This window comes from Akkermansia muciniphila (assembly GCF_040616545.1).
GTDB lineage: Bacteria > Verrucomicrobiota > Verrucomicrobiia > Verrucomicrobiales > Akkermansiaceae > Akkermansia > Akkermansia muciniphila_E.
The window spans coordinates 2502693-2527898 of the sequence record NZ_CP156688.1 but is presented as its reverse complement, the minus strand read 5'-3'; the positions used below and the strand labels follow the sequence as shown (position 1 = coordinate 2527898).

Here is a 25206-nt window from a genome sequence, read left to right as displayed (position 1 = left end):
AATGAAATAGGTTGGTGGTTTTTAGAGGCCGATCTTGTTCTGGATGGCTTCAACGGTGTCGTAGCAGTTGGCCTTGACATGGATGAAGATATCCACGCCGGCTTCCTTGAACGCTTCCACATGGTCCGCCGGGTACCCGGCGAGGGCCACCATCATGTCCGGCTTGATTTGCTTGAGCGCCTTGCAGAAGGCGGGAACGATTTCCGGATAGGTGTCGTCCGTGGAGCAGATCACGCACACGGCGCAGCCGCTTTCCGCAGCCGCCCTGGCCGCGTCTTCCGGGGTCTGGAAGCCGGACGGGTAAACCACGTCCAGGCCGCCGGCGCGCAGGAAGTCGCGGGAGAAGTCCGCACGGGCCTTGTGCTGGCGCAGCGGCCCCATGTTGGCGAAGAACACCATCGGGCGGGAGCCCTTTTCCTCCACCCAGGCGTCAGCCTTGGCAAGCAGGGATTCAAAGCGTTCCGCCAGGCGGCGCTTCGGCAGGGCTTCCATTTCCAGCGGTTCGCCGCACTTGCAGTCCGCGCCGGCCGCCAGGGCCTTGTTGATGAGGCAGGTGGAGAAGCCTTCGCTGGCTGCCTTGCAGGCGGAGTCCACGCTCATTTCCACGTCCGGAAGCTGCACGTCCGCATTCTTGCAGCAGCCGTGGCCCTTGGGGGCGGAACAGCCGGAGCCTTCCGGCGTTTCCAGTTTTTTCTCAGCCAGGTTGACGTACTGGTTGACGCCCACGATGGACTGGCGGCGCTGGTCGGCCAGCTGGTAGCGCTTGGCGGCGGTGGCGTTTACACTCTTCTGGATGGAACCGGCCTTGAGGGCCTTGATGATGCCGCCTTCCTTTTCAATTCCCTGGAAGACGTCCCAGATTTTCCGGGAGACTTCGTCCGTCAGGTTTTCCAGGTACCAGGAACCGCCGGCGGGGTCCACCACCTTGTCCAGATTGCATTCGCCCAGCAGGATCAGCGGGCAGTTGCGGGCAATGCGGCGGGAGAATTCGTCCGGCATGCGCACGGCGGCGTCAAAGGGGAGCACGTCAATGCTGTCCACGCCGCCCATGATGGCGGAGAAGGCCTGCGCGGAGCCGCGCAGCAGGTTGACCCAGGGGTCCACTTTGGAGAGGGTCCAGAAGGAGGTGCGGGCATGAAGCCTGATCTTGGCGGCTTCTTCACTGCCGCCGCATTCCTTCACGATGATGGCCCAGAGTTCGCGCAGGGCGCGGATCTTGGCGACTTCCAGGAACAGGTTGGCGCCGATGGAAACCGTAAAGCGCATGTGCGCGGCGGCTTCATCCACGGAGATGCCGCGTTCCTCCATGGCGCGCAGGTAGGCCACGGCGGTCGCCAGCATGGCACCCACTTCTTCAAAGGCGGAAGCGCCGGAGTCCGCATAAGGCAGTCCGCTGACGCCGATGGTCTGGAAGGCGGGAGCGTTGGCAACGGCCCATTTGGTCATTACGGCCATCTGGTCATAGTAGGCGCAGATGCCCTTCCCCCCGCAGAGGGAGCCCTTCATCACGGCCTTGCCCACCGGATCGTACAGAACGCCGCCCTTCAGATCCGCCGTATTGAAGCCGGCGGCCTTGTACGTGTTCAGGAACATGGAGAGCGTGCCCAGGCCGCAGGAGCCGGGGGTGATGTAGACGGGCTGCTTGTCAAGCTGGACGCCCTTGAGGGCGGTATCCCAGTCGGCCTGCTTGCGCAGCTTCAGGCCGCACTTGCAGTTAAGCTGGACGTTCACGGCAGTCAGGCCGCGGGCCAGGTCATGGAGCAGCTTGCTGTTGAAATCTTCCGGGGTGGAGGCGGGAATGCTCTGGGCAATCTCGCAGGGCTTTTCCATGTACCCCAGCGCACGCGTGCCGCGGCGGTACGGGAACTGCCCGGCAGGCATCACCGGAGCGTGTTCATCCCACTTGTTATAGATGGGGTGCAGGGTAATTCCCTCCACAAGCTTGGTGAAAAGCTTTTTATCAAAGTCAGCCCCTTTCAAGGCAGCGACGGCTGCCTCACGCCATTCGGCGTATGTGGCTGGTGCGAATTCTCCGAAGTCAACCTCCGGAGCCGTTGTTTCGTTTCCCTGTTGCATGGCGAAGTCAATGGGTAAGGCCTAATATGTTGGTTTTTAGTCATGCGCAAACCAGGCCAGATTTAAAGCGCAGCGTTATTTTAGGAAATCAAACTATAAAGTCCAGCGAGAAAAACACTTCAAGCCCCATGAATGCGAATTTGCTCCATCACGCGCGACGAGCTTGCAAAAACGATGTAATTAGCGTAGATACCGGGATTAAGCATGCCCTCCTCAACTACCGTCAAACTCCCTGACCAGCTGGTCAGGCAGCTTCACTCCTTCCGGCGCCGCCTCAGAACGGTTAAGATGCTGGAAGCCGTATGCCTTGCAGGCATTGCCGTGATTCTCTCCTATATTTTCCTGTACCTCTCCGACAGGTTGTGGGAAACGCCCTCCGCCGTGGGCTGGATTCTTTTTTTCACCGCCGTGGCCGGCCTGGCGGTTTTCATCCCGCTGTGGAGTTTCCGGTGGGTATGGCAGCGGCGCAAGGAGGCCCAGCTGGCGCGCCTGATTTCCCGGACGGATCCGGCCCTGGGGGACCGGCTCCTGGGCGTCATTGAACTGGATTCCGAAAAGTACGGCCGCCAGTACAGTTCTGAAAAGCTGAAGGCGGCCGCCATGGAACAGGTGGCCCGTGAAGTTTCCGCGCGGGACCTGACGGTGAACATCCCCCGGCCCAGCCATAAAAAGCTGTTTATCCTGCTGGCCGTTCTGGCTTTATGCACGGCAGGCGTATGCCTGGTTACTCCGGAAGCGGCGGGGAACGCCCTGGAACGCTGGCTGCGCCCGTTCAATCCTCCGGAACGCTACACGTTCACCCAGCTGGACCCCACGCCGGATTCCCTGGTCATCCCCCTGGGGGAGAGCAGCCTGTATGAACTCCGGCTGGCGGAAACCACCAAATCCCGCCCGCAGACGGGAGAATATTTCTTCCATAACAGGGTGCGCCAGCAAGCCCCCCTGGCGGATGGCGCTTATAAAATCCATATTCCGCCCATGCAGCAGCCGGACAGGCTGGAGTTTTTCGCGGGGGACATCGCCCGCCGCCTGAAAATCATCCCGAAGGCGCGCCCCTCCCTGCTGGGCGCCACGGCCACGGTGGCCTACCCCGCCTATATGGCGCGCCCCGACGGGCACGAGGCCATGCGCGCCGGGGTCATTTCCGCCCCGGCAGGCTCCACGCTGACGCTGGAGGTAACCGCCTCCCAGAATCTGCTGTCCGCGGCCACCGCGCAAGGAAAACCGCTCCGCGTGAAGGGGAGCAGCGTCATCATCCCGGATATCCGCCTGGAGAAGGATCCGCAGGAAATAGAGCTGACCTGGACGGACCGCGACGGCCTGGCGGCGTCACAGCCCGTCCGGATACGCCTGGAACCCATTGAGGACAAGCAGCCGTCCATTTACTTGCGAGGCGGGGAGAATGACCGCTATGTGCTGGAAGACACCAGCATTGAACTGGAAGTGGAAGCGGCGGACGACTTCGGCCTCCGGGAAATGGGGGTAGAATGGCAGGGGGAAAAGTCCTTTTACGATGACGAGGAGGAAAACGGTTCCGCAGCACCGGACCCGGCGAAGGCGGGCAAGCCCGTCCCCGGCCTGCGCGGGGAAAAGGTGCTGGCGGACGGCCATCCCACGCAGACCAGCCTGAAAGGCACGTACCTGTTCCAGGCCCGGGCGCTGAAACTGTCCCCCCAGCGCGTCGTCGTGCGCGGCTTTACGCAGGACTACAAGCCGGGAGGCAACCGCGTTTATTCGGAGCCCATGATCATCTTCGTCCTTTCCAAGTCGGAGCATGCCCAGATGATCCGCAATGAACTGGAGCGCATCACCAGCGAGCTTGAAGGCATGATCCGGCGCATGGACGCCATGACGGACGAGGCCAGGCGCATGAAGGGAATGGAGGGCAGTGAATTGAAGAATTCGGAGACCCAGGAGCGCCTGCACGCCCTGGCTGACGAGGAACAGGCCAACAGGCGCGAATTGGGCGACCTGCTCAACCGCTCGGAAGACCTGTTCAAGGAGGCCTCCCGCAATTCCCAGATAGACCCCTCCGGCATGAAGGAGTTCATGAAGGGCATCTCCATGCTGAAACCCATCCCCAACGGCCCCATGAAGAAGGCGCAGAACCAGTTCCGGTCCTCCGCGTCCGAGAACCGCTCCGCGCAGGACAGCCGGAAGGACCTGGACGACGGGGAGAGCTCCCATTCCGACGCCACCCAGGCCCTGAAAGACGCCATGAACCAGCTTTCCAAGTCCGCTCAGGACATGGAGGCCAGCACCTTTGTGGCACGGCTCAAGCAGGCCGCGGCCAAGGAGGATTCCATCGCGAACGCCCTGGTTGGCCAGATCAACATCATTGTGGGCATGACCATGGATGAGCTGGACCCCTCCACCAAGCGGGAGATGGAAACCATCGCCACCCTTCAAAACGCCTCCACCCAGGACATAAGCTGGATTCTGGAAGACCTCAGTTACTATAAGTCCCGCACGGAGGAACGCATTTACAGTGACCTGTACAACCAGATGAACGCCTTCTCCCTCCGGGAAAAGCTGGACCTGGTGCACGGCAACATCCTGAACGCGATCACGGCGCGCTCCATTGACGAGTCCCGCCTGTACGCCTCCACCCTGCGCCACTGGGCCAAGCTGATAGACGACTATAAGAAGAACCGCGGCGGCGGTGGTGGCGGAGGAGGAGACCAGAATTCCATTTCCGACGCCGAGTTTGAGTTCATGCTGAAGGTCATCCGCATGATTCAGCAGGAACAGGACATCCGCATGCGCACCCGCGCCGCCGAACAGGAACACCGCAAAGCCCCCACCCCTCCCACCGCATGAATACCATCAACCTTCCAGCCATGATTCTGGCGCTTTCCCTGCCCTGCGCCGCCGCGGATTCCACTCCGGAATATTCCGCCAAGCACAAGGAAACGGCCTCCAAGCTGGCCGGACAACAGGATGAGCTCCAGGCGGACACGTCCGACCTTATCATGGGAGAAACCAACGAGGAAGTGGTGGAGCTGCTGAAAAAGTGCCGCCACGCCATGAATGACGCCGTGGATCTGCTGGAGGTTTACCATACTGGGGGCCAGACGCTGGCTGCCCAGTCGGAAGTGATTGAGCTGATTTACCAGGCCGCCAAGGCCAAGATGACCAACGCCGGGGGCGAACCCAAGCCGGGCGGCGAGGCGCTGATGGACATGCTGCGCCAGCTCCTGGGCATGGACAGCGATTCCCAGTCCATGGCACAGCAGGAGGGCGAGGGGGAAGGACAGGGTGAAGGAGAGGGCGGCTCCCAGAAGGGCAAAGGGACCACCCCCGGACATGGCGCGGACGGGAAATCCAACATGCCCTCCGCCCAGGAAAAGGGCGTCTCCAACCCGGACATGGCTGCGGAATCGCGCTCCGTCCCCAAATCCACCGGCATGTCCGCGGAGGATATGCCCGCCGAATTCCGCAAGGCGCTGGACGCCTACAACAAGACCCTTCAAAAATAGCCGCCGTGAACATGGCGCGCCCCTGCCGGGCGCTCCGCCCATGAAAAACCATTAATCCATTTCCCCGATGAAAAAAATCTCCATCCTCCTGATCCCCCTCCTCGCCTGCTGCATGGCGGCTGTCCCGCAGAACGCCGCCGCCCAGTCCCCCGTGAGGATGTCCTCCCCCGTGCCGCCCCAGGTGGAGCTGATGTACGTGAAAGGGCTCCGGTACCTCCAGAACGCCCAGAAAACGGACGGAACCTATGAAGGCACCTACGGCCAGGAACCCGGAATCATCGGCTTCTGCCTCATGTCCGTGCTGGCCCACGGGGATGACCCGAACACAGGCCCGTACGCCACCATGGTGCGCCGCTGCGTGAATTACATCCTGTCCAAGCAGAACAAGGGGTCCGGCTACATCGGGGATTCCATGTACAACCACGGCTTCGCCACCCTGGCGCTGTCCGAAGCTTACGGCATGGTGCGGGACGACCGCATCGGCCCCGCCCTGCGGAAAGCCGTGGCCCTGACGCTGACCGCCCAGAAGAAGAACAAGACGGGCGGCTGGCGTTATTCCCCGGAATCCACGGATGCGGACAGCACGGTGACCGGCTGCCAGATCGTCTCCCTGTTTGCCGCGCGCAACGCGGGCATTCCCGTTCCGGACGAGGCCTTTGAACGCGGCCTCAAGTACATGGCTTCCTGCCGTGACAAGAAGGGAGCCTACGGGTACACCAGCCCGGCGGGCCCCCGCGTCACCCTCACGGCCATCGGCTCCCTGACGCTGTCCCTGGCGCGCCGCAAGGCGGACCCCTCTTTCAAGGATTCCCTGGCCTACCTGAAAAAGAACCTGAATTACCGGGATTCTTCCTACCCGTTCTACTTTGAATATTACATGTCCCAGGCCCTGTTCCATGCGGACCAGGAGGTATGGAAGGAATGGAATTATAAAAACATGCGCTACCTGGGAGCCTCCCAGACCCCTAACGGTTCCTGGCTTTCCGACCATTCCGCGGCCTATTCCACCTCCGCGGCCCTGCTCTCCCTGGCGCTCAATTACAGATTTCTACCCATTTATGAACAATAGCATCCGCCTTTCCCTCCTGCTGGCTCCGGCGTTCCTGCTGACCGCCTGGGGCAATTCCGTCGTGGATGTGGTCACGGAGAGCAACTACCGCCTCCGCGGGGAGATTGTCTCCTACGGCAAACAGGGCATCGTCATCAGGCACCCGGCCATGCGCCAGAACGCGGTCATCCTCCCGTCGGAAATCCGGGCGCTTTATTTCACCGGAACCTCCTCTCCGGACCTCCGTTCCAGAGACAAGATTTTCATGGCTACCGGGCACCGGGACATCATCCCCTGCAATATCATCTCCATCACGCCGGACAAGGTGCAGTACCGGGACATGCTGGGCACGGAACGCTCCATCCCCCGCAGCCAGGTGGCCGGATTCCGGCTGGACACCATCCAGGAAAAAGGCTTCTGGCAGGAACCCCTGATTTTTGACAACAGCTGGGTTTATTCCAGCAGCAGGGGGGATGATGATTACCGCACCCAGGCCGGAAGAAAACTGATGAACGCCCTGAAACCGAAAATCCAGGGTGACAAGTACCAGTACCGGCTGGGCAACAGCGACTACCCCACCTGGACGCCCCTGTACAAGAACATCGGCCTGGACCCCTCTTCCTTCACCTTCCGCACCACCATGACGATGGACGGCAACAATGACCGCGCCGGCATTGTCTTCTGCTTCGGGGGGAATGAGAACATCGCCTTCCGGTCCAATTCCGGCAGCAGCCTGAACAGGCTCATGCTGAGCATCGCCCCCGGCAAATGCACCCTGCTCCGGGAACAGAAATCCGGCATTATTGTCCTGGGGGAAGTGGACATCCCCACGCCCACCCTGACGGAAGGCGTGGACATCAGGCTGACGGCCTCCCGGCAGGGAGACCATGAACAGGTTTACGAGCTGCTGGTGGGAGACCTGCCCCCCAAGCTGATGACGGACCCCAGCCCTCCGGAACAGCCGCTGCAGGGGGGCGCCTTCGGCCTTCAGATGGAGGGGCACGTCTCCCTGACCATCAGCAGGCTGGCCCTTTCCTCCATCACCCTGAGCGCCAAGTCCGTCACCAAGAACGGGAACATGGATACGGACCTTGTCCTGACCAGGGAGGAGGACGCCATTCCCGGCTCCGTCAGCAGCTACAACAGCAGGAACAAGGTACTGACGCTTTCCACGGACAAGGAGTATCCGGACATCCCCCGGGAGCTCTCCATCCCGGCCAGGTATCTGGATACGGTCTTTTTTGCGGAACCCAAAAAGAAGGATGATTCCCGCACTCCCGTGGGCCACAGCATCCTGATGAAGGACGGCTCCCGCCTGCATGGCGACATCCTGAGCATGGACTCCGGAAAAATCATCCTGAGGCATTCCCAGCTCGGCCAGATTTCACTGCCCCTGAAAAATATCACCCGCGTGGAATTCCTGAATTCCGCACAACCCACCCGTTCCACCCCCTGATGCCCTCCACCATATGAAACAAGCAACAACGCTTTTCCTGGGCGCCTGCGCCCTGCTGGCCGCCGCCCACCTGCCCGGCGTACGGGCGGAAGGGGTCATTACGCTTAAATCCGGGGAAAAACTGCCGGGCAGCCTGGACACGCTGGACAGCCCGTACCTGAAAGTCCGGTCCAGCATTCTTTCCAAACCCGTGGACGTAAAGGTGGAGGAACTGGACGAGCTGGTTTCTTCCCGCCCGCTGGACATTCCGGCGCAGTTTTCCGTCATCCGCCTTGCCAACGGGGATGAATTTTACGGCACCCTGAAGGCGCTGGATACGGAAAGCCTTCAACTGCAAACCGCGTGGGGAGGCCTGATTCCCGTCAACAGGAAGTACGTGCAGCACATCGGATTCGATTCCCAGAAAGCCTACATCCGCAACGCCACGGAATCCCTTCAGGGCTGGAAGTCCTCCTCCAACAACATGCTGCCGGAATGCCGCAACGGCTACTGGATCATGCGGGGCTCCAACAATACGGACCTGCAAACCACCTTCCCCACGCCGTCCCGGCTTCATGTGCAGTTTTCCCTTTACCATACCAATACGTTCCGGATCGCTCTCTCCCTCTGGCAGGACACTGATTCCGGAAGCAGCATTGACCTGGCCCTCTCCCTGGAAAAGGCGGAACTTGCCAAGAACAGCTCCGGCCAGTACCGGACGCTCGGCAGGGTCAAGCGGGATACGGCGCGGAACTGGTATGCGGACAAGACCATCAAACGTTCCGACGTTCATTTTTACGCGGATCCGGAAAAGGGAAATTACTACCTGTACATCAACGGCGAGCAGGTGGCCCGGTGGGAAGAGGTCAAGGATATGGACAATATCTTTGAGAATGAAAACGGGGACGAGGAAGAAGAGAAGGAGGCCTCCAAAAAACATGAATTCAAACCGGGCAACACGTTTGTGGTGAGCGGATATGACGGCTTGAACATGGCCATGTTCAACCTGAACGTGTTTGACTGGAACGGCGCCCTCCCCCACCTGGCGGACGAACAGGACATCATTTCCAAATATGACGGGGACGCCCCCGGGGACAAGGCCCTGCTGGTGAACGGGGACGTGCTCAGAGGCGCCATCTCCCTCCAGGAAAACGGCACCATCCGCATTAAGTCGGACCACTATGACGTTACCTTACCCACCGTCAAGGTGCGTGCCCTGGACCAGAAAAACCAGGAGGAGAAGAAGCTGCCGGAAGAGGCATCGGATACCCGCGTTTTCCTGACGGACCAGAGCATCCTTTCCCTGAATCTGGAGACCCTCAAGGACGGCTTTATGGAGGGGCATGCCGCCGCAATCGGAAAGGTCAGAATCCCTCTGCAATCCATCAGAAAGGTCCAGTTCAACCTGCAAAATCCGGAACTCCGGAAGCAGAGGGAAACGCCGTTCCGGAGCAAATAGAGGCAGGTTTTCCCTTCCTTCCCGGGAAAACCGTCCACAGGGGCACGTCAGTGTTCCTCCATCTCCTCCGCCCGCCGCACGGCGCTTTTCACAGCCTGTATCCAGGCATTGCGGAAGCCGCATTCATCCAGCGCGTTCAGGGCGGCGATGGTGGTGCCGCCGGGTGAGGTGACCTCATCCCGCAGCGCCATGGGATGCTTCCCCGTCTGCTCCAGCATGCGGGCGGAACCCAGCATGGTTCCCACGGCCAGTTCCAGGGCGGTTTTCCGGGGCAGCCCCATGGCTACGCCCGCGTCTGAAAGGGCATCCAGCACTGTGAACATGTAGGCGGGGCCACAGCCGGAAATGGCGGAAACGGCGTTCATCCGGGATTCCTGCACCTTGTAAACGGAGCCGCAGCCGGAAAGCAGCCGCCGGGCGGCGTCCTCATCTTCATCCGTCACGCCGGCTCCCGTACTGTAGGCGATGACGCCGGCCAGCACCATGCACGGGGTATTGGGCATGGCGCGTACAATGCGCGTTCCATCGCTGGCGCAGGCTTCCATATCATCCAGGGAAACGGCGGCGGCTATGGAGATCAGGAGCGGCAGCTCTGCGCCGCGCTCGGAGAGGGAGGAGACAAGAGGCAGAATTCCATGCGGTTTCACGGCCAGAATAAGAACTTCCACCGCATCCGCCACGGCTGCCTCCGTGGGCGCTTCATGCACGCCGGGGTATTCTTCCTGAAGGGCCTGCACGTTTTCATGGTGGTGGTCGTACACCCAGACTTCTTCCGGAACCACCGCTCCGGCTTTCAGCATGCCCCTCAGCAGGGCTCCGCCCATTTTTCCCAGCCCAATGATACCTGTTTTCATAATTGAAGATTTTTTGAGGTCAAAAACACAAGAGATTTATAGAAAATAAAAATACTAGTTACGATCGTGAAAATGAAAGGTAATGATGATTAATTCTCTCTGCAGAAACAGCCTTCCATATGGTCATTCACAAAGCCCGCCGCCTGGAAAAAAGCGTAGCACATCGTTGAACCGAAGAATTTGAACCCCCGTTTTTTCATGTCCCTGCTCATGGCATCCGACTCGGGAGATGTGGCGGGGATTTGGCCCAGGGTCTTGAAATTGTTAACAACAGGCTGCCGGCCGGGGAAGAATGACAAGGCATACTCGTAGAAACTGCCGAACTCTTTCTGGATAGCCATAAACAGTTTGGCATTATTAATGGTGCTATTGATTTTCAGCCGGTTTCTGACGATTCCGTCAAATTGCATCAACCGGTCGACGTCTTCTGGCGTCATCTGCGCTACTTTCTCCACATCAAAGCCGTGAAAGGCTTCGCGGTATCCTTCGCGTTTCCGGAGGATGGTAATCCAGGCTAACCCCGCCTGGGCGCTTTCAAGTACCAGAAACTCAAACAGGGTCTTGTCATCCGTAACGGGTTTCCCCCATTCTTCATCATGGTATTTTATATATAGCGGGTCTGTTCCGGCCCAGCCGCAACGTGCATTGATGATATCTTCCATACTAAAATTCCTTTTTCCTGAACAGCCACGCGGCCAGCGTCATGTGAAAGACAAAATACCCCAGCGTCATCAACGCCAGCGTGCCGAACAGGGAAAGGGGGATCATCTGCCCGTTCAAGGCGGAATCCGTTACGGAATAAATCTGGAAGTTCGGGAAAACCAGGGAGAAGAGCCGGCTGCCCGCCAGCTCCCACCAGGAGAAGCCCCCGGTTCCGGAGCCCACCCACAGGGAAAGCGCCTGCGTCTGGAACAGCCCGGCCAGATAAACCATGAACGTCAGCAGCGCGCTGATGATGGTTCCGTTGGTAATGCAGGACATCAGCAAGGTCAGGGAGGAAAGCACCACGAACTCGCACATCATCACCCCCAGCCCCGTCTGCACGTTCCAGGTAGCTCCCTGGAGGCGTATCCGGTCCAGGTACGGCTGCATTTCCTCCACGGTATAACGCCCTTTCAGGGAGGCGATCTGCTCCGCCACCACCGTATCCGTCCGCAGCCACAGCACCAGCGTCATCACGGCGTCCATCAGCAGCACGGCGATCAGGGTGAGGGCCAGCACTCCCAGCACCTTCCCCATCAGGTAGTCGATGCGGGGCACGGGTTTGCACAGGATGGTGTACAGGATGCGGTCCTCCGCATCCTTCGGGATAATCAGGGCCGTGGCCGCCACGCAGAAAAACAGGCCGAACACCCGCATGGCGCCGTAAGCGGAGTTCTTCAGCAGCACCAGTTCATTGATTCCCCCGGTCTCCGGCCCCAGCACCGCGCTCAGGCGGAAGGAACTCAGGGCCAGCAGCGCTACGGCAAAGAGGCCCAGAAAAAGAAACACCTTCATGCGCACCAGCTGCGTGAAGGTGGTACCGGCGATTACGGCCATGCGCCTGGGCGAAGGTATATAACCGGAGGTAATCCATGCCATGCGGACCATCTTGCCGTATTCCGGAACAAATAAAAGAGCTTTTTATTTCATGTGCTGAACTCCTTCCGCCTTGAAGAAGCCCCCCTCGCGTGTTCTCATGTGGCGCGTATGAGTTTAAGATCCCAACTGGAAGAATTGCTCCCGGAACTTTTGCCTTCCGATCCGGCCCAGGCCATCAAGGGGACCGAACTCATCCGCCTGGTGCGCCTGAGGCTGGGGGAGGAATATTCAGACGCCTCCCTGCGCTACCATTTCTCCTTCATGGCGTCCGAGCCGGACTCTGAAATCGCCAAGGTGGAGCGCGGCCAGGGTTATTACAAGCGCGTGCGGGACCGGGAGGGCAAGCCGGCGGCCAGGGGGCTGTTGCCCCTGTTCCTGGGGGAAAACGAACCGGACGGCCTGAACTGCCGCGCCAAGGCGCTGGCCCTGGCGGTACGCCAGTATGACACCACGGGCCGCGGCGTCTTCGTATTCAGCACCAGTGAAACGGGAGCCTCCTGGGTAAAGCCGGACCTGGCCGTGGTGGAATGGCCGGAAGGGGAATGGGAGGGAAACGCGCTGGTGTTTGACCAAAGCGCGCTGCAGCGCCGCCGCATGATCGGCGCGCCCATGATGGGCATCCGCGGCGTCTGCGTGGCCCGCATGCCGGGCGGCGAAGACGGCAGGCGGGAATTTTTCCGGACCCTGGCCACGTCCCGCTGGGCGCAGTGCGGGGAGCTCGTCATCGTGGGGGAACTCCCGGATGATTCCGAATGCGCCGCCCTGCGCGGCCTGGCCGCGGAATTCGGCGTAGGAGTCCTCTGCCTGGAAATTGCGGATGAACGGCTGTGCGAACTGCCGGGAGCGGAGGAGATTTTCAAGGCCGGGGACGAGGAATGCGCCGCCCTGCTGGCGGAGCTCACGCCCGTGCGCCTGGCTTCCGGCCGGGTGAAGGCGCTGGAAGCGGATACCGGGGAAACCCTGGGCGGGGAATTCGGCGCCCTGTTTGACTGGCTGGCCGCCTGCCTGGAACGCGGCAGCGTGGAGGAATACGAATTCCGGGTTTCCTGTTATTGACCGCCAATGGACAGATTCTTGACAGAACCTGCGTATTGAATTAAAGATTTCCCCGGCCCCAACCTGCCCCCAACCCTGACATGGAACAAGAAACCCTGGTTTACCCGCTTGCGAACAATACCGTTCTGCAAGACAAGTATACAATATTAAACGTCCTGAACGCCGGAGGCTTCGGCATCACTTACCTGGCTCTGGACAATCCCAACTCCCGGTACGTCGTCATCAAGGAATGCATGCCTGACGCCTATGCCTACCGGGACATGGAAACCGGGTTCGTCCACCCGCGGGACGAGCAGACCGCCGTCAACTTCGCCCAGAGCATTTCCAACTCCCGGCAGGAGGCATCCGTGCTGGCCCAGCTCAGCCACCCCGGCGTGGTGCAGGTGTTTGACATGTTTGACGCCAACGGCACCTGCTACTACGTCATGGAAAACATCCAGGGGCAGACCCTGTTTGACCTGATGACCACCATGCACGCCACCGGGCAGAGCATGGAGCCGGCCCGGGCCACGGACCTGCTGTTCCGCCTGCTGGACATCCTGCATTACCTTCATGCCATGGGGGTGTACCATTGCGACATCAAGCCGGGCAACATCTTCATCCAGCCGGACGGCACGCCCAAGCTGATCGACTTCGGCGCCGTGCGCACCAAGACCCTCCAGCACCAGGGCCTTGTCCAGATCACTCCCGGCTACACTCCGCCGGAATTCTATCCGGGCCGCCGCAGTGAAATCGGCCCCTGGTGCGACATGTATGAGCTGGGAGCCACGTTCTACGAACTGCTCACCGGCCAAGTTCCCCAGCCCGCGGACCAGCGTTCCGTGGTGGACCGCAACCCGAAGGTGACCAGTTACGCCGCCCTCCGGCAGACGTACCCCATGAACTTCCTTTCCGGGATTGACAAGGCCCTGTCTCCGGATGAACGCAACCGCTTCCATTCCGCCAAAGCCTGGAACGACTACATCAACGCCATGGCGGCTGCGGGCACCCTGCAGGCCGGAGGAGTAGCGCGGAAGGCGCTGCCCAAGGCCAGGAAAAAGTCCTCCGCCGGCACCGCCTTCTTCATCATCCTTCTCATTGCGGCGGCAGCCGCGTGGATATGCTGGAAGCAGGGCCTGATCAACTTCTGATCCCGGCTCCCGCCCATGATTGACCTGACGGAAGAACTGAAGGCCATGGCCGCGCCGGGGATGCAGTTGCCGCCCCTGCGCGTGGACCCGGCGGCCATCCGGACCGTGATGATCAATGAGGTGGTTCCGGAATGCCCGGAGAATGACTTTTACGGGAACGCGCCCGCGCCGCTGTACCTGTCCACCGCCCTGCCCCTGTTCCGCCAGGCCGGGTTTCCGGCCTCTTCCATCCATGACGTGACGGATGCCGGCATTTACATCACCAACGCCGTCAAGACGCCCAAAAGGGAAACCACGGTTCCGCAGGCCATGATAGAAGAGAGCCTCCCGGTGCTGGAACGGGAATTGTCCCTTTTCCCGAATCTCCGCGCCGTCATGCTGATGGGTGACGTAGCCAAAAAGGCATTCAACATGATCGCCCGCGGAAGGACCGGGAAAAACGCCATTCCCTCCGGCTCCACCTATAAGCTCCGCAGGACTCCCTTCCATGCCATGGGACTCCGCATCTTTCCCTCTTATATCATGACGGGCCGCAATATCCTGATTGAAAAGTCAAAGATGACCATGGCCGCGGAGGACATCCGCGCCATGCTTGAGTTCATCCGCGGCCAGGCGCAGCCCGCTGCTTCCTCCGGCAAAGGGCAGTAGTAAAACAGGATGAACCTTTGACATTTCAGCAGGCCCCTGCTCCAATGATTCTTGCCGCAGACGGGAGAGAACATGAACATCATTAAGATTGAAGACAGAACCCCCATACTGGTGGAACAGCTGGTGAAGGTCTGGAAAAGCTCCGTGACAGAAACCCATACGTTCCTGTCAGATGAGGAGATAAGCCATATTCAGGAATATGTTCCACGGGCGTTGACGGATATTGCCCATCTGATCATCGCAGAGAACGGGAACGGCATTCCGCAGGCCTTCATGGGCATTGATGAACAAAAACTTGAAATGCTGTTCATCGCGCCTGAAGAACGCGGACGCGGCCTGGGAAAAAAGTTAATTGAATACGGCATGAAGGAATATTCCATTAACGAATTGGTGGTAAATGAACAGAATCCCCAGGCCAAAGGATTTTACGAGCACATGGGCTTTCAGGTTTACAAAAGAACGGAGACTGATGAACAAGGCAGACCATACCCTGTGCTGTACATGAGATTATCACCATCCGTCCCATCCTAGCCGGGATTAAAAGGAGCGCCTCACCCTTGCGGTTAACGGTCCGCAGAGTCCCGCAAGGCGTCAGCGCAACAAGGGCTGAACCGGAACGGCCCAGCCCTTGAACATGCGGTTGTGCCCGGGAATCCGCGCTTTACAGGCTTTCCCCGAAGTCCTGGCGGTACTTGGCAGCCAGTTTTTCAGGCCAGTCGCTCTTGGCGCGGAGCTTGCCCATGAAGAAGCGCAGGACGGGCGGTTCCTCCACGAATTCCAGGCCGCCGATCAAGTCCCGGTTGTCGTAGAGCCACTTCATGCGGTCCGCCACGTATTTGACCTGGGAGAGCGTGAAGACGCGGCGCGGGAAGGCCAGGCGGAGCAGTTCCACATCCGCCAGAATGTCGTTGCCGTTTTCATCCCGGACGCTGGAGAGCGTGCCGCGTTCCATGCCGCGCACGCCGGAGGCGATGAAGAAGGCCGCCGCCAGAGCCCCGGCGGGATAGTCCTCCTGCGGAATGTGGGGCAGGAAGCGCCCGGCGTCAATGTGGGCGCCCAGGCCGCCGGCGGGCGTCACGCAGGGAATGCCCATGTCCACCATCTGGCCGATGAAGTATTCAATGAAGGAGGGGCTCTGGGAAATGACGGTCAGGTCCGTGGTTTCATACAGGCCCACGGCCATGGCTTCAATTTCGCGCACGGAAATGCCGCCATAGGTCAGGAAGCCTTCAAACAGGGGCACGAGGTGCTCCATCTTCTTGGCGATGGCCCGGTCATTCGTGCAGATGCCGCCGCCGCGGGAGGAGGAGACCTTGCGGGCGGAGAAGTACACCAGGTCCGCCAGGCCGCACATGGTTTTCAGGATGTCCGCACAGGTGGAGTCCTTGAACTCGTCTTCACGCATCTTGATGAAGTACGCGTTTTCGCCGATCAGGGAGGCGTCCAGCACCAGCATGATGCCGAATTCGTCGCAAATGCCGCGGATTTCCCGCATGTTGGCAATGGAGAAGGGCTGTCCGCCGATGAGATTGGTGGAGGCCTCCATGCGGACGAAGGGGATCTTGTCCGCGCCGTGCCGCGCGATGCAGTCCCGCAGTTTGGCCGGGTCCAGGTTTCCCTTGAACGGGTTGGTGCTGACCGGGTTGATGGCTTCATCCGCCACCAGTTCCTCAATCTTGCCGCCATTCAGGTCAATGTGGGCGTGCGTGGTGGTGAAATGGTAGTTCATGGGCACCACGTCCCCGGGCTTCACAAAAGTGCGGGCGATGATGTTTTCACAGGCGCGGCCCTGGTGGGCTGGAAGCAGGTATTCCTTGCCGAAGACGTCCTGCACGGCCTGCTTCAAACGGTCAAAGCTCTGGGAACCGGCATAGGCGTCATCCGCCCGGAACATGGCGGCAATCTGGTTGTCGCTCATGGCGTTGACGCCGGAATCCGTCAGCATGTCCAGATAAACGTCATTCGTGCTCAACTGGAAGGTGTTGAACCCGGCTTCCTGCGCGGCTTCCAGGCGGCGTTCCACGGGAACGAGGTGCAGTTTCTGCACCACGCGGACTTTGTGCAGTTCCAGGGGAATCTGCTCCCCATTGTAAAATTTGACAACGTTGGATGGTTCTGAATTCATAAAATAAAAGATGAGGGAAAGTGTAGCAGAATGAGCCCTTTCCGCAACATAAAAGGAATGCCCGCGTCTTTTTGCGCCCTCCGGAAAGGCAGGTATGCCGCTGAAAGGAAAAATGTGGAACTTCCCGGCGGAAGCCCCTAGCGTGAACCCCTATGAGAGAACACTGGAAACTGATTCAGCAGCATCTGGGGCTGGATGCGGACGGCATCCCCGGCCCCCGGACAGCCCGGGCACTGATGGAAAAACTGGAGATCCGCCAGCCGGAGCATTCCTGGCCCAGCCAGGAGGAAGTGCGTTCCGGGAAATCCATCTTCGGACGGGCGGGGGATGAAAGCAACCTGACCAGCGTCAGGCTGCCCTACATCATGAGACTGGCGTGGGATACGGACACCACCGTTTCCACCATGCGCTGCCACAAGCTGGTGGCGGAACCGCTCACCCGCATTTTCCAGGCCACCCTGGACCATTACGGCATGGAGAAGATCAGGGAACTGGGCCTGGACCTGTACGGAGGCTGCTTCAACAACCGCTCCATCATCGGCGGAAAGGCCACGTCCATGCATGCCTGGGGCATCGCCGTGGATATGGACCCGGACAGGAACGGCCTGAACATCCCGGCACCAAAGGCGGTGCTGTCCGGACCGGAGTATGCGGCCTTCTGGCAGTTCGTGGAGGCGGAGGGGGCCGTGTCCCTGGGACGCGCACGGGATTACGACTGGATGCACTTCCAGTTCGCTACTCTTTAACCGGGGCGGACGCGTCCGTGCGCCAGCCCTCCTCCCACCGGCGGCGGAGGGCTGCCCAGTCCGTCCCGTTCCCGCCATGCCCCAGAAAGGAGCGCTTTTTCAATTCCCGGAAATTTTCTCCGGGCAGATGAAGCAGCTCGCCCCGGTCATAGGCGTCCTGGTCGCACATGCCGTTAAAGAGGGGCGTCCACTGCCAGCGGCGCACGCCCAGATAATCCTTGAAGGTATCCACCAGCTCCGTCGTGCAGTTGGCGGTGACGGTGTTGTAATAGCGCGGGCGTTCGTGGAGGCTGTTGATTTTCTCCGCAAAACCCAGGAAGGCTTTTTTCAGGTTCTCCCTGCCGATGTTGATGCGGTACAGGTACATGTCCTCCTTCCGGTAGGTGGTGCGCAGGCCGAAGAGGTCTTCCTCGTCCGCCAGAATGTAAATCACATTGAATTGCTTGTAGAGGCCCGGAATGGTCCCCTGCTCCACCCTTTCCGGCAGACGCGTTTCCACGGAGAGCGCCAGATGCTTTCCATCCTCAAAGCCGAAGGAAAGCATGGTATGGGCCACAGATTCCATCCCATCCCAGTGGCTTACGGCAAAGTCCAGCGTGGCCAGCTTGTCCAGGTCAAAGCGGCGCGTGACGTAGCGGACGTCAAAGTCATGCTCCGTCCGGTAAACAAAGCTGCGCACGTCCTTCACCACGATTTCATTCCCGTCAATTTCCACGACGGGCAAGCGGCTCCAGGAAGGCTGCCATTCCTTGCCGTTCGTCGCGGGAATGCACAGATAATAAACCAGAAGCAGGGCGAGCACGCCCCAGGAGGCGCGCCAGAATACGGGCCGCTTTCCGCGGAAAACGAAGGCGCAGACCATGGCTGCCGCGTAAAGCCACACCAGCACGGCGCCGCCCCATACATTGTAAAACACCACCCCGGCCGCCCAGAGGGAGAGGCCGAACCATGCCGCAAACATCAGGACCCGGGCGGTTATCAGGCCCGCATGGCGCAGGGAAGGCAGGTGCATGGGAGATTAAAAAGAGGCCGCGCGTTCCGGTTTGGTGAAACGCGCGGCCCGTTGACGGGGAATTATCTGAAGGAAAGGCCCTTTACCTTGTCTGTCAGGGCTTTCAGCACGCGCTGGTGCGCGGCGTCCACCTCCGCGGCCGTGAGGGTCTTGGCCGGGTCCCTGTACAGGAAGGTGTAGGCGATGGATTTGCGGTCCGCCGGGAGCTTTTCACCGGAGGGGTCCGTAAACACGTCAAAGCAGGAGTAGCTGGCGAGCAGTTTTTCCCGGGCGGCTTCAATGGCCTTCACGATGTCCGCATTGGGCGTGGAAAGGGGCAGTTCCATGGCCGCGTCACGGGAGGAGCCGGGGAACTGGGGCAGTTCCGCAGCCTTCACGGGAGCGGTGAGGACTTCCTGCATTTTGCGCAGGTCCAGTTCCACCACATACACGGGCTGGTCCAGGCCCAGCTCCCGGCAGCGCGCCAGGGACAGGCGGGCGAAGTAGCCGCAGGCCTTCCCGTCCAGCTGCACGTCCGCCCCCAGGGCGGCCTGTTCGCGCGGTTTCGCGGGCGTCAGCGTAAAGCGGTGGCCCGGAGCCAGCGCTTCCATCACGGCCAGCAGGTCTTCAAAGGAGGACTGTTCCGGCCTGGGGTCCGCCCAGGAGCGCGCCGTGCGGTCCCCGGAAAGCAGGATGCCCAGCGTATCCGTTTCAATGTCCTTGCCCTTGCCGCCGCCCGTATTGCGGAAGACGCGGCCAAGTTCAAAGAAGCGCAGGCCGGAGACTCCCTGGTTGCTGTTGCGCACGGCGGCGGCAATCAGGCCGGGAGTGTGCGCGGGGCGCAGCACGGAGTGATCCTCGCTGAGCGGCAGGGACACGCGGATGAGGTCGCCTTCCTGAAGGGGGCGCAGGGGCAGCGCGTCCTTCACCTGGGCGATGGCGGCGTCTGCGGACTCGGAGGCGATGAGCTTGATGGTCTGGGTTTCATAGAATCCCAGAGCCGCCAGCTTGCGGCGCAATTCCATCTGGAAGTTATAGGCCACGTCCACCGGGGATTCCGTGACGAATGGGCCGGAAAAGCGGGACGGAATGCCGTCCAGGCCGAAGACGCGGACGATTTCCTCCAGCAGGTCGCAGGGGCGCGTGAGGTCCAGGCGGTGGGGGGGGATCAGCCAGCATTCCGGGGAATCCGGAACCTGCACCAGGCCCAGCGCCGTCAGGATGCGCGCGCCTTCCTCATGGGAAATGGAACCGCCGGACATCTGGTCCAAGGCCTTCCAGGGAAGGTTCACGAAGCCCAGTTCATTGACCACCGTGGCGCCCTTCCCCTGTTTGAGGGAAGCGAACGCGGAAACGGGAGCATCCGGATTTCCGCAGAAAGGCATGGAAACATGCGCCGGATTGGGCACGGGAGCCCCGGCCACATACGTTTTGGAGGCCGTGCCGCCCGCCAGCTGGAGGATCAGCTCCACGGCGCGCACGGAACCGCGCAGAACGTTCCAGGCGGACGTGCCGCGTTCAAAGCGGTAGGAGGAGTCGGAAGACAGGGCCAGCCTGCGGGACGTGGCGCGCACGGAGGAGGGCTTGAACCAGGCGGATTCCAGAATAATGTCCGTAGTGGCGTCCGTTACGCCGCTTTCCTCCCCGCCCATCACGCCGCCGATGGCGAGCGCCTTGCCGGACTGGTCCGCGACGACCAGGTCCGTGCAGTTGAGCGTGTATTCCTGGCCGTCCAGGGCCTTGAAGGCTTCCCCCTCATAGGCGGTGCGGGTGACGATGCCGCCCTGCACCTTTGCCGCGTCAAACGCGTGGAGGGGCGTGCCCAGTTCATGCAGGACAAAGTTGGTGACGTCCACAATGTTGTTAATGGGGCGCAGGCCAATGGCTACCAGGCGTTCCTTCAGCCATTCCGGGCTTTCCTGCACCTTCACGCCGCTGATTTTCACGGCGGTGTAGTACGGGTTCAGGTCCGGCTGGTCCAGGCGCACGAAGTCTCCGGCAGGTTCCAGCTCCACCCCGGCGTCATCAATGGACACAGGCCTGTACTCCCGTCCGGAGATGGCGGCCAGTTCATACGCCATGCCGTTGTGGGAAAGCAGGTCCGGACGGTTGGGCGTCACTTCCACTTCCACCATGGTATCCGCCTTCACGACCTGGGAGATGGGCGTGCCGATTTCCAGTTCCTGCGGAAGAATCCAGAGGCCGTGCTCCTTGTCCGGCAGGCCCAGCTCGGAGGCGGAACAGAGCATGCCGCGGGATTCCACGCCGCGCAGCTTGCCCACCTTGATTTCAAAGTTGCCGGGCAGCACCGCTCCCGGCAGGGCGCAGGGCACCTTGTCCCCCACCTTGTAGTTCTGCGCGCCGCATACGATCTGGTGCAGCGCGCCGTCTCCCACGTCCACCTGGCAGACCTTCAAGCGGTCCGCCTGGGGGTGTTGTTCCGCGGAGGCCACGCGGGCCACTACCACGTACGGGGAGTCCACGCCCTGCTGGCGGATGTCTTCCACTTCAATGCCGGCAAAGGTCAGCATATCCGACATTTCATCCACGCTCAGGCCGGCCAGGTCAATATATTGGGAAAGCCAGTTAAGGGAAATTTTCATATCTGGGTAAAGTAAGAATTATTGGAATTGGGCAAGGAAGCGCACGTCGTTCTCAATCAGGGCGCGGATATCCCGGATGCCCCAGCGGATCATGGCCAGGCGGTCCAGGCCGATGCCGAAGGCAAAGCCGGTCAGCCCCGTGTAGCGGGCCTGCACGCCGGGTTCCAGCCCCAGCTCGCGGTCCACGGCTTCAAAGACATTCGGGTCCACCATGCCGCATCCGGCAATCTCCACCCAGCGCGGTTCCTGGCCGTCCACCTTCAGCTTCACGTCAATTTCAAAGCTGGGCTCCGTGAACGGGAAGAAATGGGGGCGGAAGCGCACCTCCGTATCAGAGCCGAAGAGGGCGCGCAGGAAGTACTCCAGCGTCCCTTTCAGGTCGCCCACGGAAACGTCCGTATCCACATACAGGCCTTCCAGCTGGTTGAAGGCGGAAAGGTGCGTGGCGTCAATCTCGTCCCGGCGGTAGGCGGAACCGGGGGAAATCACGCGGACGGGGGGCGTCTGCTTCTCCATGGAGCGGATCTGCACGGTGGAGGTGTGCGTGCGCAGCAGCTTGCCGGAATCAAAGTAAAACGTATCCTTCTCATTGCGGGCCGGATGGTCCTCCGGCGTATTCAGCGCGTCAAAGCAGTGGAACTCGTCCTCAATCTCCGGGCCGTCCGCCAGGGCAAACCCCATGTGGCGCAGAATGCGGATGGCTTCATCCCGCACGATCGTGAGGGGATGCAGGCCGCCCTGCGGCAGGGAGCGGGCCGGAAGCGTCAGATCAACGCCGGCCACGGCGGCCTTGTCCGCCTGGGCCTGCACTTCCTCCAGCTTGGCGTCCAGGGCCTCCGTGATGGCCTTGCGGGCCTCGTTGAGCAACTGGCCGACGGCAGGCTTTTCCTCCCTGGGAACGTCCTTCATGCCCGTCTGGGCCATGGTCAGTTCCCCTTTTTTGCCGAGGATGGCTACGCGCGCGTCTTCCACGCCGCGCCTGTCAGACACCTGGGCAATGCGCGCCAGAGCGTCCCGTTGAATGCGTACAATCTCTTCCTTCATAAAATTTGACGGGCAAGAGCTTACCCGTCCCCCCCGCCAGCGTCAAGCCCTTCGGGCGATGCGGACTTTCTGTAAAAGCAAATAAAACAGGCGGAAAAGTTTCTGAAACAGAAACCGCCTCCACAATTAACCGCTAACCCTTAATCATTATCACCTTCCCCCCAGGTCACACATATCCCGGCTGAGCGGACATGCGGCCGGAAATCATGCCGAGCACGCAGAAAAAGGTGTATACCAGGCCGAAAGTCAGGAAGGAGCCGCCCGGGTGCAGGAAGGAGGTGAACAGCAGGCTCAGGGCGGCGCCCATGGTAAAGCCAATGCCCTGGGCCATGCCGGAAAGCCTGATGGATTCCGAAGGGGTCCGGGCGCGTTCCACCATCAGCGCCATCCCGCGGCTGAACACGGTTCCCGTCGCCAGGCCGAACAAAATGGCCATCCAGAGGGCCCAGTCCAGCGGAAGGTACAGGATGCCCCAGCAGGAAAGCGCCGCCAGCGCCATGGCCATCACGATGAGCAGGCCCCTGCCCCCCGTGGCTTTTTCCAGGGCATGCGCGGCGAGCGTGGCGGGAAGCTGGGCGAACATGGCTACGGACAGGATGAAGCCGGCGTCCACGTAGCTCATGCCGCGCTGCCTCAGGAAGATGGGAATCCAGGTATAAAAGAAGTAAGCGGCTCCCACGCGGCTTAAATAAAAGATGGTGACCTGCCATGCCTTGCTGCTGTGCAGCAGATTGTTTCCGGAAGCCGACGGATCGCGCTGAAGCACGCCGACGGGATGCTTGAGAAAGTAGGCGCCCCATACCAGCATGCCCAGCAGGATGGGAATAATCCAAATCCCCAGGCCAAAGCGCCAGCCGCCCAGCATGTTGGAGATGGGAACGGAAAGACCGGAAGCCACCGCGCTGCCTACCCCGATCATGGCGCTGTAAACGCCCATCATGGCGGAGGCGTGGTCCGGGAACTGGTGCTTGATCAGTCCGGGAATGGCCGCTCCGGCAATCCCCATGCCCAGCCCCATCAGAACCATGCCGCCGTACAAGCCGGCCACGCCGTCCCAGCTACGCCAGAAAATGCCGGCCACGGCCAGAAGCTGGAACCAGAAAATGATCTTCCACGGCGTCATCCAGCGAGCCACGCGCGGGGAAATGGGAGCCGCCACGCCCAGCACAAACACGGGCAGCAGGGCGAACAGCCCTGAATTTTCCAGGGAAAGGCCCATATCCTTTTCAATCGTCCCCAACAACGGATCCGGAGAATCAAACCCGGTGCGCAGATTGAAACAAACGATTAAAAAGGCCACGAACAGCAGCATCTTTCCCTTCATGCTTCCGGAAATTCCTGCCTTATCCATCCCATGTTATACAGTCCCGCACCCGCGCCCGTTCAAAAGTAAACCACTTTTCCGGGAAACAGCTTGTCACGTTGAAGGGAGAGCGGACATAAAACCGCCAGGCAGGGAACACCCCTGGTTTTCTTACAAGGGCCGGGAAACCGCGTTGCGGCTGGACGGAATGCGGACATGAACCGCGCATGGAGAAGGAGCCCGCAAGCTTCCTTCCAGTCTCCGCAAAGACTTTCCGCATTCCTTCCTGTTCAAGACAAGGATCAGTCATGAAAGTAAAAACGGGAGGCGCCAGTCCATTTTTCTCCCTTCTTTTCCATTTTCCCTCATTCATAGCGAAAAAACACCATCAGTCTAAAAAAGAATATCTTACGCCTTTTTTGCTTTTTATATCCCTATAGGAATAAAAGGAATTAAACTAAATTCCCTTGACGGTGAATCCTTTCAGTATTACAAGCGGATATGTTTACCACATGCTCGTCCCCTGAAAAATGCCTTCAGTATGCCGATAAACTCCAACGCTTCGGCATCAATTTTCTGAGGGTAGCCGTCTTCATCGTCTTCGCCTGGATTGGCGGCCTCAAGGCCTTCCAGTATGAAGCGGACGGCATCGTTCCCTTTGTGGCCAACAGTCCGATGATGAGTTTCTTCTACAACAAGGAGGCTCCAGAATACAAGCAGCACATGAACAAGGAGGGGGCTGTGGTTCCGGCCAACATTGCCTGGCATAAGGAAAACAACACCTACGGTTTCTCCTACGGCCTGGGAACCCTGATCGTCACCATCGGAACGCTTGTACTGCTGGGCATCTTTTTCCCGAAGGTGGGCGTCATCGGCAATTGCCTGCTCATCATCATGACCGCAGGCACCCTGTCCTTCCTGATTACCACGCCGGAGACGTGGGTGCCTGACCTGGGAGGCCCCAACCACGGCTTCCCCTACCTGTCCGGAGCGGGCCGCCTGGTCATCAAGGACATTGCGATGATGGCCGGAGGCGTCATCCTGCTGGGCACGGACTTCAAGCGCATCCTGAAAGCGCGCCTTGGCCGGGCCAGGACCGGGGAATCCTGCTGCAACAAATAACAGTTCTTTCCGCCCATAATCTCGTCCCTCACCGCCCCTGCCGAAAGCAGGGGCGGTTTTTTACGCAGTAAAGATTCCCCCCGGCAATGATAGCCGGGCCGGTTTTTCCGGAAAGAGGCACATGCTGAAAAGATCATCCTTCAAGCCGCCGTGCACAATTTTACGGTGAACCGGAAATACACGGTGTCTTGATTACGTACCATCCCGACGGGAGCGGAAGGTTGATTCGCGCCTCTCTGCGGTTAACCCACCCTGCGGGCTTCATTGCTGAATCCAACCCCGGGGAAGCGGAGGGACTATTCTTTACAAGGGCCGGGAAACCACCCGGGGGAGGACGGAAAGCTCAACTTGAAACCCGGAGGTGAAGAAGCCTGAAAGACGGATGAATCAACCCCTTGTTCCCAAGCAGCGCGGCCATGAAAAATACACCGGAGCGGAACATGCCGCGCGGCCTGCGAAGCCTCCCATGAAAAAGCGCCGCCGTTCCGGAGAACGGCGGCGCCCGA

Annotated in this window: 20 protein-coding genes; 11 read left to right on the top strand and 9 right to left on the bottom strand. The window is 60.3% G+C overall.

Annotated features, from left to right (window positions below):
• Positions 1-21 precede the first annotated feature (21 nt).
• Positions 22-2076 carry a methylmalonyl-CoA mutase family protein gene (locus ABGM91_RS10250; RefSeq protein ID WP_354832079.1) on the bottom strand — a complete coding sequence of 685 codons (2055 nt, stop codon included), beginning with the start codon at positions 2074-2076 and terminating at the stop codon, positions 22-24.
• Positions 2077-2280: 204 nt separating this feature from the next.
• Between ABGM91_RS10250 and ABGM91_RS10245 the strand changes: the two genes are divergently transcribed.
• From ABGM91_RS10245 to ABGM91_RS10225, 5 genes are all read left to right on the top strand, one after another.
• The gene (locus ABGM91_RS10245; protein ID WP_354832077.1) at positions 2281-4896 is read left to right on the top strand and encodes a hypothetical protein; all 2616 of its coding nucleotides are present in this window, start codon (positions 2281-2283) and stop codon (positions 4894-4896) included.
• Positions 4893-5555, top strand: a complete 663-nt coding sequence (locus ABGM91_RS10240; protein ID WP_354832075.1) for a hypothetical protein — start codon at positions 4893-4895, stop codon at positions 5553-5555. The genes ABGM91_RS10245 and ABGM91_RS10240 overlap by 4 nt, the downstream gene beginning before the upstream one ends.
• 67 nt (positions 5556-5622) lie before the next feature.
• Entirely contained in the window at positions 5623-6624 is a 1002-nt protein-coding gene (locus ABGM91_RS10235) for a prenyltransferase/squalene oxidase repeat-containing protein (protein WP_290565144.1), read from the top strand.
• The gene (locus ABGM91_RS10230) at positions 6614-8059 is read left to right on the top strand and encodes a hypothetical protein (RefSeq protein ID WP_354832073.1); all 1446 of its coding nucleotides are present in this window, start codon (positions 6614-6616) and stop codon (positions 8057-8059) included. The genes ABGM91_RS10235 and ABGM91_RS10230 overlap by 11 nt, the downstream gene beginning before the upstream one ends.
• A gap of 13 nt (positions 8060-8072) precedes the next feature.
• Positions 8073-9497 (top strand): hypothetical protein, encoded by a 1425-nt coding sequence (locus tag ABGM91_RS10225; protein WP_290565142.1) that lies wholly within the window; start codon positions 8073-8075, stop codon positions 9495-9497.
• A 47-nt stretch (positions 9498-9544) separates the two neighbouring features.
• Here ABGM91_RS10225 and proC read toward each other — a convergent pair whose 3' ends face one another.
• The 3 genes from proC to ABGM91_RS10210 all read right to left on the bottom strand — a co-directional run bounded on the left by proC (position 9545) and on the right by ABGM91_RS10210 (position 11890).
• The gene (gene proC, locus ABGM91_RS10220) at positions 9545-10351 is read right to left on the bottom strand and encodes a pyrroline-5-carboxylate reductase (RefSeq protein WP_354832070.1); all 807 of its coding nucleotides are present in this window, start codon (positions 10349-10351) and stop codon (positions 9545-9547) included.
• An 89-nt stretch (positions 10352-10440) separates the two neighbouring features.
• Positions 10441-11013: a DNA-3-methyladenine glycosylase I gene (locus tag ABGM91_RS10215; protein WP_354832067.1), complete on the bottom strand. Its 573-nt coding sequence runs from the start codon at positions 11011-11013 to the stop codon at positions 10441-10443.
• A gap of 1 nt (position 11014) precedes the next feature.
• Complete coding sequence (locus ABGM91_RS10210) at positions 11015-11890, bottom strand: hypothetical protein (protein WP_215427759.1); 876 nt, start codon at positions 11888-11890, stop codon at positions 11015-11017.
• A 150-nt stretch (positions 11891-12040) separates the two neighbouring features.
• Between ABGM91_RS10210 and ABGM91_RS10205 the strand changes: the two genes are divergently transcribed.
• The 4 genes from ABGM91_RS10205 to ABGM91_RS10190 all read left to right on the top strand — a co-directional run bounded on the left by ABGM91_RS10205 (position 12041) and on the right by ABGM91_RS10190 (position 15297).
• The gene (locus ABGM91_RS10205; RefSeq protein WP_354832065.1) at positions 12041-12988 is read left to right on the top strand and encodes a hypothetical protein; all 948 of its coding nucleotides are present in this window, start codon (positions 12041-12043) and stop codon (positions 12986-12988) included.
• An 80-nt stretch (positions 12989-13068) separates the two neighbouring features.
• Entirely contained in the window at positions 13069-14118 is a 1050-nt protein-coding gene (locus ABGM91_RS10200) for a serine/threonine-protein kinase (RefSeq protein ID WP_354832062.1), read from the top strand.
• Between the two features lie 15 nt (positions 14119-14133).
• Positions 14134-14766, top strand: a complete 633-nt coding sequence (locus ABGM91_RS10195; protein WP_354832059.1) for a uracil-DNA glycosylase family protein — start codon at positions 14134-14136, stop codon at positions 14764-14766.
• Positions 14767-14838: 72 nt separating this feature from the next.
• Positions 14839-15297, top strand: a complete 459-nt coding sequence (locus tag ABGM91_RS10190; protein WP_354832057.1) for a GNAT family N-acetyltransferase — start codon at positions 14839-14841, stop codon at positions 15295-15297.
• Between the two features lie 130 nt (positions 15298-15427).
• On the opposite strand, the gene ABGM91_RS10185 is transcribed toward ABGM91_RS10190, so the two are convergent.
• Positions 15428-16891, bottom strand: a complete 1464-nt coding sequence (locus ABGM91_RS10185; protein WP_215427770.1) for a tryptophanase — start codon at positions 16889-16891, stop codon at positions 15428-15430.
• A gap of 152 nt (positions 16892-17043) precedes the next feature.
• Here ABGM91_RS10185 and ABGM91_RS10180 point away from each other — a divergent pair, with 152 nt between their 5' ends.
• The gene (locus ABGM91_RS10180; RefSeq protein WP_354832053.1) at positions 17044-17637 is read left to right on the top strand and encodes a M15 family metallopeptidase; all 594 of its coding nucleotides are present in this window, start codon (positions 17044-17046) and stop codon (positions 17635-17637) included.
• Here ABGM91_RS10180 and ABGM91_RS10175 read toward each other — a convergent pair.
• The 4 genes from ABGM91_RS10175 to ABGM91_RS10160 form a co-directional block, all read right to left on the bottom strand.
• Positions 17627-18649 carry a DUF4105 domain-containing protein gene (locus tag ABGM91_RS10175; RefSeq protein WP_354832050.1) on the bottom strand — a complete coding sequence of 341 codons (1023 nt, stop codon included), beginning with the start codon at positions 18647-18649 and terminating at the stop codon, positions 17627-17629. The genes ABGM91_RS10180 and ABGM91_RS10175 overlap by 11 nt on opposite strands.
• A gap of 62 nt (positions 18650-18711) precedes the next feature.
• Positions 18712-21231 carry a phenylalanine--tRNA ligase subunit beta gene (gene pheT, locus ABGM91_RS10170; RefSeq protein ID WP_354832047.1) on the bottom strand — a complete coding sequence of 840 codons (2520 nt, stop codon included), beginning with the start codon at positions 21229-21231 and terminating at the stop codon, positions 18712-18714.
• A gap of 18 nt (positions 21232-21249) precedes the next feature.
• Positions 21250-22275 carry a phenylalanine--tRNA ligase subunit alpha gene (locus ABGM91_RS10165; RefSeq protein WP_022396059.1) on the bottom strand — a complete coding sequence of 342 codons (1026 nt, stop codon included), beginning with the start codon at positions 22273-22275 and terminating at the stop codon, positions 21250-21252.
• 166 nt (positions 22276-22441) lie between these two features.
• Entirely contained in the window at positions 22442-23626 is a 1185-nt protein-coding gene (locus ABGM91_RS10160) for an MFS transporter (RefSeq protein ID WP_354832045.1), read from the bottom strand.
• Between the two features lie 453 nt (positions 23627-24079).
• On the opposite strand from ABGM91_RS10160, the gene ABGM91_RS10155 reads away from it, so the two are divergent.
• The gene (locus ABGM91_RS10155; protein WP_354832043.1) at positions 24080-24700 is read left to right on the top strand and encodes a DUF417 family protein; all 621 of its coding nucleotides are present in this window, start codon (positions 24080-24082) and stop codon (positions 24698-24700) included.
• Positions 24701-25206 lie beyond the last annotated feature (506 nt).